The sequence below is a fragment of the Paenibacillus sp. J31P190 genome, from assembly GCF_059692075.1.
On the sequence record NZ_JCAUAS010000002.1, the window covers coordinates 418,448 to 430,841 of the forward strand.

At 43.1% G+C, this 12,394-nt stretch carries 9 protein-coding genes and 2 pseudogenes; 1 reads left to right on the top strand and 10 read right to left on the bottom strand.

The annotated features are described in order from the left end of the window. Positions 1–6 precede the first annotated feature (6 nt). The 8 genes and pseudogenes from AC58U0_RS05375 to AC58U0_RS05410 all read right to left on the bottom strand — a co-directional run bounded on the left by AC58U0_RS05375 (position 7) and on the right by AC58U0_RS05410 (position 9,709). A complete protein-coding gene (locus tag AC58U0_RS05375; RefSeq protein WP_497377990.1) occupies positions 7–1,731 on the bottom strand; it encodes a glycoside hydrolase family protein in 1,725 nt (574 codons plus the stop codon). A 6-nt stretch (positions 1,732–1,737) separates the two neighbouring features. Further along, complete coding sequence (locus tag AC58U0_RS05380; RefSeq protein WP_497377991.1) at positions 1,738–3,339, bottom strand: response regulator; 1,602 nt, start codon at positions 3,337–3,339, stop codon at positions 1,738–1,740. Between the two features lie 35 nt (positions 3,340–3,374). Further along, on the bottom strand, positions 3,375–4,196 hold the full coding sequence (locus AC58U0_RS05385) for a carbohydrate ABC transporter permease (RefSeq protein ID WP_497377992.1): 822 nt from the start codon (positions 4,194–4,196) through the stop codon (positions 3,375–3,377). Then, positions 4,193–5,062, bottom strand: coding sequence for a carbohydrate ABC transporter permease (locus AC58U0_RS05390; RefSeq protein WP_497377993.1), 870 nt, complete (start codon positions 5,060–5,062; stop codon positions 4,193–4,195). Before AC58U0_RS05390 ends, AC58U0_RS05385 begins: the two co-directional genes overlap by 4 nt. A 29-nt stretch (positions 5,063–5,091) precedes the next feature. Then, positions 5,092–6,453 (bottom strand): ABC transporter substrate-binding protein, encoded by a 1,362-nt coding sequence (locus tag AC58U0_RS05395; RefSeq protein WP_497377994.1) that lies wholly within the window; start codon positions 6,451–6,453, stop codon positions 5,092–5,094. Between the two features lie 99 nt (positions 6,454–6,552). Further along, positions 6,553–8,394 carry a cache domain-containing sensor histidine kinase gene (locus AC58U0_RS05400; protein ID WP_497377995.1) on the bottom strand — a complete coding sequence of 614 codons (1,842 nt, stop codon included), beginning with the start codon at positions 8,392–8,394 and terminating at the stop codon, positions 6,553–6,555. A gap of 497 nt (positions 8,395–8,891) precedes the next feature. Then, positions 8,892–9,182, bottom strand: a pseudogene (locus AC58U0_RS05405) (rhodanese-like domain-containing protein); the annotation flags it as partial. 29 nt (positions 9,183–9,211) lie between these two features. Then, positions 9,212–9,709: a DinB family protein gene (locus tag AC58U0_RS05410; protein WP_497378255.1), complete on the bottom strand. Its 498-nt coding sequence runs from the start codon at positions 9,707–9,709 to the stop codon at positions 9,212–9,214. Positions 9,710–9,986: 277 nt separating this feature from the next. Between AC58U0_RS05410 and AC58U0_RS05415 the strand changes: the two are divergent. Next, a pseudogene (locus AC58U0_RS05415) lies at positions 9,987–10,414 on the top strand (VOC family protein). Positions 10,415–10,505: 91 nt separating this feature from the next. On the opposite strand, the gene cls reads toward AC58U0_RS05415, so the two are convergent. Together cls and AC58U0_RS05425 are read right to left on the bottom strand one after the other, a co-directional pair. Beyond that, positions 10,506–11,963, bottom strand: coding sequence for a cardiolipin synthase (cls, locus tag AC58U0_RS05420; protein ID WP_497377996.1), 1,458 nt, complete (start codon positions 11,961–11,963; stop codon positions 10,506–10,508). Positions 11,964–12,077: 114 nt separating this feature from the next. Further along, positions 12,078–12,272, bottom strand: coding sequence for a hypothetical protein (locus AC58U0_RS05425; protein WP_171692658.1), 195 nt, complete (start codon positions 12,270–12,272; stop codon positions 12,078–12,080). Positions 12,273–12,394: the final 122 nt, after the last annotated feature.

Consider the following 12,394-nt stretch of genomic DNA (forward strand, 5'->3'; position numbering starts at 1 on the left):
AAACCTCTACCACACAAACTCTTTATCCAGCCTGCGGTAATCGCCTTCACGCATCGGTGCCTCATTATATACTTTACGCCCGCTGTAGAGCGGCTTCTTCTCGCCTTTTGGCGTAATATTCACGACATCATCACCGCGCCATTCCGCTTCGAACGTCTGGCCAACAGCGTTTTCCAATGTTTTGCGGAAGCTGAGCGGGAAAGTTACCGTAATTTTTTCCCCGGCGGTTGCTGGACCAAGCAGTAGGAAATGCTTATTAACCCATCTGCTCTCCTCGCTGCCTTTACCTTCCGTAACCTGACCATGAAGCTCGCGAGTGAAGCGAATTTTCGTAAAACCAGCCCATTCCGGAATTCGAATCTGAAGTCGTTGAACATCCATATGAACATCAATAACGACTTTGCCTTCATGCGGTAAATAACTGCTGACATCAAGCCATTTGGAACCTCGGTTCAGCAGGAAGTTGATGCTGATTGACCCATTTTTCTCCGTGATGCTGTTGCTCCAGCCCATGAACAATCCGCGTGTACCAGAACCGAGACAACATAATTGCAAATCGCTCGTATGTCCTCTGCCTTCATTCACATCGCTTATGAAATCGTTAGGAGCTGAATAGCCGGCAAAAGATCCCCGTGTACGCTCAGCCACTTTGTAAAATGATTTGTTAGCTGGAATGTCATTCGATTTATCATTTGTTTGTTCAACCCAATCCAGATCCAGAAGCTGTGATTCCGTCAGGTGGTTTCGTAGGAAGCGCTCTACCATTCCCCAATATTCCACATAACCACTCTTAGCAAGGGTGATTCCTGTCGCAATCAGATCCACAAGTGAACAGGTTTCATGTTCATATGCTTGTTCATGCAAATCGCCTGGCGTCCAGCCAAATGACGTACACTTAGTTAGCGCCCAATCGTAGCACTTCTTCACCCAACTGATCATCGCTGCATCGCCCGTGAAGGCGCCGAATCGGGCGATCGCATCGAGTGTGCCCAGGCGCGTATGGAAATGACCGCTGCGGTAAGCCAATGAATCGTTAAAGCTGCCATCGGGATGAAAGACGCCGCTGCGCTCTATGATCAGAGCCGTGAAAAACTGACACAAATCAAAAGCATCCTGATTCCCTGTCAATTCGTGATATTTCAAGAGCGGCATGACTAATCGGCCGCAGAATGCAGCCGGATCTGGAGCGAGCCTCAGCTGCACGCCATTGGCGGAAGGCCAACCTGTTTCTTTGTATTCGGATGCCGGATAGTACCACACATCGCGCTCTTTGATAGCAATTCTTTTCAACGCTGCCACATGACGGTCTGCTGCTTCCTTTACTTTCGGATCACCTGTTTCCATAAACCATGTCGTCAAGGATAAAATTACGGCACGTTGATCTATCAGATTAGCGTTTGGCTCCCAATTACGGGAGGGATTTATTTGTCGGTAGCTCATGCCATCCTCTTTAAAGAAGGAGAGCAAGTTAGCACGATAATGTTCCTCTACATCCTTACCGAAAGTTTCCCCCGACATATGCCTTGCAAGAATCAAGCCATCGATCATCCTGCCATGCGAAGAGCCGTAATCCCAATCACCATGTGTCATAAAGGCAGGCTTGTGTAACAAATCCGCATTAAAAAACGGAATATAATTGTGATCTTTGTCAGCCATCCCCACCATTGCATTAATGGCATGTCCTGCTCGTTCTTCCAGCATCAGTGTATCGGGAATTAGTCGTCTTTCCATCTGTATTCACTCCTTAGTCATCATTGATGTAGTTTCGGCGGCAATCCGGTATTTACCAATGGTCATTCCTGTTTTTTTCTTAAAGATTTGACTAAAATATCGATAGTCCTCGTAGCCAACCATTTGCGCAATCTCGTAATTTTTATAGCTAGACAACCTCATTAGTTCTTTCGATTTATTAATTCGGAATTCAGTCATATAATCAACAAAATTGTGGCCTGTCGTTTTTTTAAATAAACGGCTTACATAATCCGTGTTCATGTAATGACTTTCAGCAATCTGATGTAGGGAAAGCGGCTGATCATAGTTGTTTTCTATCAAATTCTGAATGATACGCACAATCTTCTTGCCTTGTTTTTCATGTGAACGTTTGTAGTACTCGAGTACAGAGGGAATGATCTCTTCATCGAAAATCCGTTTCACAGCTGCCGCATCGTTCCGTTGCTGGATCATCTCTGTATACATTTGTGGATTTTTACCGCTTACTTCCTCTAGCCGATTTTCCGTTCCTCTAAGCTGTTTTTCAATAGAGTGGACAAGCAAAAAGGCGCTCCTCTGCAAATGATCTACAGTCATTGAATCCTCACTAATTGCAGCAAACAGCATATCGCATTCTTGCTCAGCCTCTTCCTTGTTGCCCATTTGAAGGGAAAGGAGAAAAGCATTTTCCTTCTCTTGAGGATAATTAAATCGCTCATTACTCAGGTCATTCTCAGCCCAAAGGACGGTACAAGACACACCCAGCCTTTTCTTTTTCAGTGCTTGCCCGGCCTCCAGATAAGCACGCCGTAAATAGTGGGCATCCTCTTTTTTCAATCCGATACCCAAGCTGTAGCTGCCCATTTCCTTTTGTTTGAGCAACCTTTGGATGGTTTGGCATAATTTATTCATTTCCTCTAGCTGCAGCTGCTCACCGACGATAGCGATAACGAATTCCCCGTTTGCTTCCGGGGCGGTTGTTACGACGAAGTTCCATTCTCCCCCAAACAAAAATGGTTTGTTCCGGATTAACTGTTCCCTCAGTTGCCCAACAAGTTTGTTTGTCTCGCATCCATCTCGAAATGTATCCCGCTGCCCGACCATCACATAGGTTTCGCCGCAAGTCCATCCTTCAGGAAGAGGAATTTCTTCCTCATTCTCACGAGCTTCTACATCTGTGACCGCATGATACAAAACTCTTTGAAGCCAGTCTCCTCTACTGTCAAACTGCCCTGTTCTCTTCTTTGTTTCCTGCTGTATCATCTTTGCTACTGCTCTCTCCAGCACAGAAACTAGCTCATCTTTTTTAACTGGTTTCAATAAATAATCAAATGCTTTCTGTCGGATAGCTTCTTTCATATATTCATAGTCGGAATACCCACTTACGACGATCGTCAATAAATCCGGTAAATCACGATTCAGCATTCCGAGCAGTTGTTTGCCATCCAGCCCAGGCATCCGCATATCCAGAAAAAGTAGATCCGGTTTCTCGGCAAGCGCGATCCTATGCGCTTCTTCCCCGTCTCCAGCCTCTCCAACAAGCCTGAAACCGAAACGATCCCAAGGTATAGATTGAATAAGCCCCCTCCGGATCCATATTTCATCGTCGACAATGACTACCTTTCGCATGAACCAAACCCTCCCGATGCTTGATTGCACCACTGTTATCCCTTCAGAGAGCCAGCGGTCAAACCGTCAATAATATACCTTTGAAGAAATAAATAAATAAGTAATATCGGAGCAATGACGACCACCATAAATGCGAACACAACGCCCCAATTCGTGCTGTACATTGTAACAAAATTAAAAATTTGGAGCACAATCGTCCACTTCGTGCTATCTGTCATCAAATAGAAAGGACCGAAAAAATCGTTCCAAACGGATACCATGACAACGATCGCAACCGTTACAAGCACAGTTATGATGAGCGGAAGAATGATCTGAACATACAATCGGAAATAACCGCAGCCTTCCAAAAGCGCCGCTTCGTCCAGCTCTCGTGGAATGGATTTCATGAATCCTACCAGCAGGAATACGGCAAATGGGAGCAATACGGCCGTATAGTACATGATAAGGCTGAAGTACGTTCCTCGAATGTGCAAATCACCCATTAGCTTAATGGTGGGTACGATAGAAACAGGCACGATTAGGCCCATGATGAATAAATAGTACGCCGTACGCAAAAAGCGGTCGTCTCTTCGTTGAATAATGAACGCAGCCATAGATGCAAACACATTGACGCAAAGCACCACGCAGCCCGAAATCAGGAAACTGTTCATGAACCCGCGTACAATATGCGCCTGAGCAAAGATGTCCTTATAATTGCTGAACTGCCACTCTGTGGGGAGGGACAAGCCGAACAGCGCTGATTCACGGATATCTTTGAACGAGTTGACGAGAATCATCAAAAAGGGGATGAGGATCATTAGTGCCAAACAGATAGTCACCAATTCAAGCACAATAAGCATGTTGCGCCGTTGTCTCACATCTCCACCTCCCGTTTCTTCATCTTCATCAGCACTGGCACACCAATGCAAGTAACTAAGATGAACAACACAACGTTAACCGTTGTCGCATAACCGAACTCTCCTGAACTGAACATGCTGCGAATATAGGTGTAAAACACTTCTGTCGTATATCCTGGTCCGCCTTCAGTCAGAACCATAACCATTTCAAACACTTTCATAGAACCAATCATGGAAAGTAACACATTTACGGTAAAAGCCGGTGCTAGCAGCGGAAAAATAATATGTCGGAACCGGCTCCAGTATTGCGCACCATCGATTGAAGCGCTTTCCGTCAAATCTTTGGGAATGAACTGAAGTCCCGCTAAATAAACGACCATAGAAAATCCAGCTACACGCCATATATCCGTCACAATAATGGAAAACAGCGCATATTTCGGATCGTTCAGCCAATCATGCGCAAGTGCGGCAAGCCCCACCTGCTCCAGAATTTGATTCACAATCCCATGCTCAGGATGATAAATAGCTCGGAAAATATAACCAATGACGATCGGAGCGATCACATAAGGAAGGAAAAATATCATCCGCAGCACACTGCGCAGCACAAGAGCTTCATTGAGAATGAGCGCCAAGCCAAGCCCGCATACATTTTGCAGTACCGTTACAGCAGCCGCAAAGATTAACGTATTGAACAAGGCAGTTAGTAGTCTCGGCTCTTGAAAGATCGCCGCATAGTTTTGAAAGCCTATGAACCGAATATCCTTGGCATTGATGTTCCAATCGGTGAAGCTGTAATAAAATCCGATGAGGGTTGGAGTTATAAAAAACACCAGAAAAACAGCCAGAGCTGGAAATGAAAAATAGAGCGGATACTTGCTTTTTCCCAATGCCTCCCCCTCCTTTTCTTTCAAGTTGGCTATTCGAATCCAGCTAACCGTTTGGATTTGCCGTCTTTTTTATAGTTGGCATCGAATTCCTTCACTGCCGCATCTACATTCCCATTGATGAAGAAGTTTTGCAGCGTTTTTTGGAAATCAGCAAATGTCGGGGTTAGACGGTTTTGGACGTTGATTTTTGCCTTGCCTGAATCGATTAAGCCTTTTACCGTTTGCTGCACAGGATACAAATCACTTTTAGCATCTTTAAAGATAGGAATGCCAGGCGCTGTTTGATAATACAGATTGACCATATCAGCAGTAACCATGAACTTGATTAAATCGACAGCTTCTTTCGAATGTTTTGCTTTTTCAGGCACCATTAATTGGTTAGGAGGCGTAATCAACGCCGTACCCGCATCATTCGCCGCAGGGAATGGGAAGAACCCAATGTGATCTTTCACAAAGTCTTTGCTGAATTTTTTCTCCAGTTGTGGAATAATGCCATCGAGCATAAACACCATGGCTACTTTACCATCACCTATCTTGCTCTGCATTTCGTCATACGTTCCTGCCATCAAATTATCTTGATATAAGCCGAGATCTTTCAATTCTTTCTGCTTCGTAAATAAATCTTTCACCTGTGGTATATCAGCAAGACCGAGTTGATTTTTCTCCAATTTCTGAACGCCTTCATCGCCGATTGCCGGATCTACACCCGATACCCAACCTGTCAAATAAAAGATTTGCGCCGGCCATCCATCCTTCACTCCTTCATAGAAAGGTGTCACGCCTGATGCTTTTATCTTCTTGGCTGTTTCAATTAAATCTGCATAGTTTTTAGGCGGCTGAACGCCAACCTTACCAAATACATCTTTGTTATAATAAACGCCCATCATACCCGTAGCCCCGAATGGAACACCATAGATCTTTTTATCCGGCGTTGTTTGGAATTCTTTCATTGATGGAATGATTCGATCCCATACTGCTGTATCTGAACTCCATTCATGAAGCGTTTCTTCAGCCCTTAATTTGACGTTTTGCTTCGTACCTGGCTGCATCAAAAATAAATCAGGAAAATCGCCTGTTGAAAACCGAGTTTTCATCATATTATCGAAGTCACCGCCGGGTAACGCTTGTAATTCGACCTTATTGCCGGTTTGCTTTTGATAAGCTTCGAAAATTTTGTTAAATGGAACAGCGTCCACTGTATTGGGAATTACAAACGTAAGGGTGACAGGATCTTTCGTCGGAGCTACTGTGCTGGTTGGCGTGTTCGTCGCTGTAGCTGATTTGCTTACTTCTGGCGTTCCTTTAGTGCCATTGTTACTACTGCATCCTGTAAATGAACTAGCTGCCAGACAAACCGTTAACATCGACAAAACCGTTTTCATTTTTCTCATTTTTGTAGTACCCTCCTTTAGGAATCGCTTACAAGTTAATTATATGAAAACGTTTTCCGTGACTCTATTCACGATTTCGACTAAAAATGTTTAATTTTCTTACCCTGAGACGTCCTCTACAAAGTTCCATGATGAAATGATGAGGGTTACACGGGTCCCTTTCCCCACTTCACTCTCTATTTTACATTCGAATTGCTTGCCCAAGCGGATTGCATACCTGGCATAGACATTGCGAATACCAATGCCCCCTCCCGCAGCAGAAGAAACAGGCATATCTTCTGACAATCGCTGTTTGCTGAGCTCGTTTCTTAACGCCTTCAGTCTCTCTGCCGAAATGCCGACCCCATCATCACTTACTGTGATGAGCAAAGATTCACCTTCTTTGTGAGCAATTATTCGGATCGTGCTTTTCCCAATCTTCGGCTCCACCCCATGGAACACCGCATTCTCCACAAGTGGCTGCAGTGTCATTTTCAGCAGCGGGTAATCGAGTAAATTGTCCTCAATTTCCTGAATATACGTAATTTTGTCTTCGAAACGGATTCGCTGAATGTTCATATAAGAATCAATTTGTTCCAACTCTTCACGAAGGGTAACCATTTCATCCTTATTTTTGATATTGTAGCGGAACATATCTGCAAGTGACTGAGCCATATCTCCGATTTTCTCAACATCATAATAATCAGCCATTGCCTTAATGCTATCTAGCGTGTTGTATAGAAAATGCGGATTAATTTGTGAATAGAGCATAGCAAGCTCGACTTGCTGAAGCTTAATTTGGTATATATATTTGGATTCGATTAAGTTTTGAAGTTCAACCTGCATGTCGTTAAAGTTCTTCGCGATTCTTCCGATTTCATCGCTACTTTTAACTTGGACTCGAACCGAGAAGTCGCCTCTTTTCACTCGATTAATCGTTCTATATAAGTCCAGAATTGGATTGGTAATTCTTTGCCCGAACAAAAAGGAAATAATTATTGTAACCAAAAAGGCTATCAGCGTTGTAAGTAGTGTTGCCGTTTTGATTCGATCCAGAGAACCGAACATTTCATTCTTAGGCATCGCAAGTACGACTTTCCAATTGGAATAATCCGACTGTGTATAGGTAACAAGCAGGTTGTCCTGCTCGCCGCCATACCAGAACTTTCCGCTGCCGTTTGTGATACGTGATAGCATATCTTTACGGAGAACAGCATCAGACTGCTTAAAAGAGGCGTATACTTGTTGATTATTTTGATCTAAAATGAGCAATTTGCTGTTCGTGGAAAGGCTATCGTTCTGACCCATATGGAGAAACAATTCAACATTGTATTCTGCGCGTACCACAATAAAATTGTCGGGATTAGCAAAATCTCGAATTAAAATGGACGATGAATATGCGGTCTCATCACTTCCAGAAACCGCTCCTTTGGGCGGACCGGTAAAATGCACACGACCGTCATTGATTACCGTCTGCTGGAACCAATCGGATTGCTGAACTTCATCGGCTGTCCAAGGCTTCTGATTATCCGAAGCATTCAGCATTTCTCCGTTATTGTAATAAATTTGAACCCGGATAAAATCTCTGATTGGTGTAATGTTAAAGCTTTTCAGAAATAAGTTTCCTATCTTTTGCCTGAACAGAAATTGATCCTGATTATCCATCGTCGCATACGCATTAATTCCATCTATGTACTCCTGACTGAAATAAGGCGCCAGCAGAAGATTTCGCTTGTTTTGAAAATCATTATCCATATTTTTCTCAATTTGTCGAACGATTTGAAAACTTGACGATTCTACCTGCTCCGATACAGAGCGATAAGAAATATAGAAGGAAATAGCTCCTACCGATGCTATGCAAATAAAAATAATAATGAAATAACTGAAGAGAAGAACGATACGGATTTTGGAAAATAAGGATCGGATTTTCCCGAAAATTCCCCAAAGCTTGCTTTTACGCATGATACCAACCTCCCCTCATTAAAACGTTTCAACTAGGAATGGGAATATTTTACCATACACCTTCTCGATCGGAGTAGGTTTATTTCAGAGCATTTTATATTAATTCTTACTTTTACCCATGGATACATGGATCCGTCTATCCAGAAAGGGAACGTAGCGACGCTAATTTCGTGAAATATGCTTCATTCAAGTAAACGAGGAACGTAGCGACGCTATTCCGTTGTTTTTAGCTTCGAATTGCACAAATTTCAATAAATAGAGCCCTCTCGTTCCGCTAATTCAATGTATAGCTCATTTCATCCACTTTATAGGCGTGTCGTTCCGTTAAGAACAACACTGCACCAAAAAAGACCTCCCCCTATTGGCGAAAGTCCTTATTCCTTAGTCCTTATGGATACGTGTAACCATCATTAAGCTAGATACCCCTCAAGGTCTATTACCCTTTTGGGACAGCCTCTTTCAATGATATATGTAAACCTTATCTTATCTATCATCAGTTATTCAACATCAAAACCCGCATCTTTCCAAGCGGCTGTTCCACCATCGATATAAGCCACGTCTTGAAAGCCCATTTGCTTAAGCAAGTAGGCTCCTAAGGAAGCTTGTCCGCCAGCTCCGCATGTAACCAAGATGGGGCGGTTCCTATCGGCAAGCCGCTCATCACGCAACCGCTCAGGGACGTCTAAATCCGCTCGAATAGGCAGCATACCTAAGGAAATATTTACACCGCTTGGAATAAGTCCGCATACTCCTGCATCCGCGGCATCCTGGACGTCAATGACCAAAGTAAGTTCTTCGTTAGCTCCGCTTCTACATGTTATGCAGGGTAACCTCCGCCAGGTGGCGGCCAAGCTCCATTCATTCGGCGGAGCAAAACGATTTCTCCCAAGTGATAAGAATTGTGTGAGGCAATGTTGCGCAAAATACCCGCTTTCGTCTCCGTCGGAAACTTTTCAAGAGTTTCATCCAGCTGTGACGTTCGAGCAATCTCACAAGCTCTCTCAACTCCTCGAAGAAAGCTTTGAACAATCGTCTCCCATTCCTCATCACTCTCTGGACGATCAGCGGTAGGCCAACTGTCCATGACGTGTGAAGGCAATTCAGGCTTGCCTCCTTCAAGGTAAGTCAACAAAAATTCCTGCCAGTAGCTCATATGCTTCAACAACTGATAAATGGTGTAAGGCGAACCCGTAATACGAGTGCCTGCAAGCTCAGCATTAATATCGGACAATGCTCTAGTTATCGGAATATGTCCGCGCTCTCCAACTAATGATTTCACAAGTGCTTCACCAAATGCTCGATTGGATTCATTTATAGACATGGCTGTCATCTCCAACCTCCTTCATTCATTTATTTGATATGCTATTAATTCGATATCTCCAAATTAAATTGCATAAAATATAATTTTACAAAACTATAATATCCTAACTTTATACAAAGTGTCAAGTCGGTTCAATCTCCGCAGAAATGCGTACTTATCACCGATAATCATATAATTATTATATTTCTTCATGAGCAGGTATATTGGTTTAAGAACATTTAAATGATACAATATGGAAATGATAGACAATCAAACCGAAGGAGTGAAATTAATGGCTATTGATGTATATCTTAATTTTAATGGAAACACTCGTGAAGTCATTGAGTTTTACGCTGACGTATTTGGACTAGACAAGCCACAAATCATGACTTTGGTGATACTCCACCCGACCCATCCTATCCTCTTCCTGAGGAAGCCAAACATTTAGTTATGCATGCACGTCTTCGTATTTCTGGAAGTACTGTTATGTTCTCCGATGTTTTCCCAGGCATGCCTTACGTTGCCGGGAACAACATTAGCCTTTCCTTAGTCAGCAAAGATATGGATGAAGTGAAGTCAGCCTTTCATAAGTTGAAAGAAGGCGGCAAAGTAGGCATGGAGCTTCAAGAAACGTTCTGGAGCAAATGCTACGGCAATTTAGAAGATAAATTCGGTATTCAATGGCAGTTTAATTATGACAATGGTGAAACGGTTTATTAATTAATCTTTTCACCATACAAAAAGGATATTCAATCTTTCTTTCTCAAGAAAGGATTGGATATCCTTTTTTTGCATGGGACTATACCTTCATTTACAATATGGGAGAAACCAATTTCGATATGGACTCCAGAAAACGAATCCGTAAAGAACGCTTATCATATTCCTCCAACGTCAACTCCATACAGCCCTCCATATCCTTCCAGAACGTGTTTTCCAACTTTTTCGCCGTCTCTGCATGATACATTAAGGCGTTAGTTTCGAAATTCAGCCGAAGGCTGCGAATATCGAAGTTGGCCGTCCCTACAGAGGCTACCTGGCCATCGACGATGATCGTTTTCGCATGAAGAAAGCCTTGATCATATAAGTAGCATTTCACTCCAGCTCGAAGCAATTCACCTACATAATACAAGGAAGCCCAATGAACAAACATATGATCTGCTTTCTCAGGGATCATGATTCTAACATCTATGCCCGATAAAGCAGCAATGCGCAGCGCATTCAACATGCTTTCTTCAGGGATAAAATAAGGAGTCTGCAGGAGGATTCTGCTCTTGGCCATGTGAATCATTTTTAGGAATGTAAACACGAAATGCGGCCATGCTTCATTAGGTCCACTTGCCACAATTTGCATAGGCACGTGTTCCAAGCTATTGGCTTCCACCATAGTATCGGGAAAATACTGCGGCTCAACTTCCATTTGCTGCACGGATGCTAAGTTCCAGTCCAGTATAAATCTCGACTGCAAAGCGCGAACAACGCTTCCGGTCAAACGAAGATGCGTATCTCGCCAGTAACCAAATCGCGGATCCAAACCCAGATACTCGTTACCGACATTGAATCCACCCATGTACCCAATCTGACCATCAATGATAACCAATTTACGATGATTGCGATAATTTACCCGATAGTTCAGAAATGGAATTCGCGATGGGAAAAATGCGGCTTTTTGCCCGCCCGCTTTTAGGAAATCTCGGAAAAAGGACTCCTTCAAGGACCTTGAGCCAATATCGTCATATAAAAATTTAACGTGGATACCCTGTTCCGCTTTCCTCGTGAGGGCTTCCATGATCTTGTGACCCAGCGAATCATTCTTAACGATATAATACTGCATATGTATATGGGACTCAGCAGCTTCAATTTTCATCAGTAAATCACTGAATTTAGCCACTCCGTCTGTGAAAATATGTACACCATTATCTTGCGTGAGGAACGCATCGTTCGTTGCGACATTCAGATAAATCAAATCTCGATACTGACTTACCATCGGATCAATATAAGGCAGCGTCCCGTCGATCAGCTGTTCCCGCTGCTCTGAAATGACAGTTTGCACTCTTTCCAACATACGGCGGTTCCATTTATACAGCTTTCTACGGCTCAAATTTTGGCCTAGCATCACATAGAGCAAGAATCCGAGAATCGGGATGAATAAGAGCACCATAAGCCACGACCATGTTGCTGCCACGTTTCGACGTTCTAAGAACACCACCGTTATGGCGAGTAAAATATTGATCACAAAGACGACAGTTAGTACATGCGATATCCAGTCCATAACATCACTCCAAACCATTTATATCAACTCTTCGCTATTATACCTGAATTTCGACAAATTAGGAAAAGACCCCCTATTCACAAAGTGAATAAGAGGTCATTGACAAGCTACCGTTTATGCTATTTTCTTAATTAGGCACAGTTTTCTCAAATAGTAAACGCCGCCTACTTTAATGACATCATCCGAATAAGCTTCGATCAATGAACCTGCGTCTTCCAATTCGCCATCAAACCACACCTCTACAGGTGTTTGAAACAACATGCAGTGGTACATATCTGCATCCGTTAAACATACCTCAGTCCGGCTCATTATGAACAACTGCCTCTCCTAATAAATTTCATCCGGTTAATGTCTTTATCGACACAATTAAGGATAAAATGAAGAGGAACTGACAGAAGAAACTGGAAGCAATGTGCCTCCAGTCTCCTTTT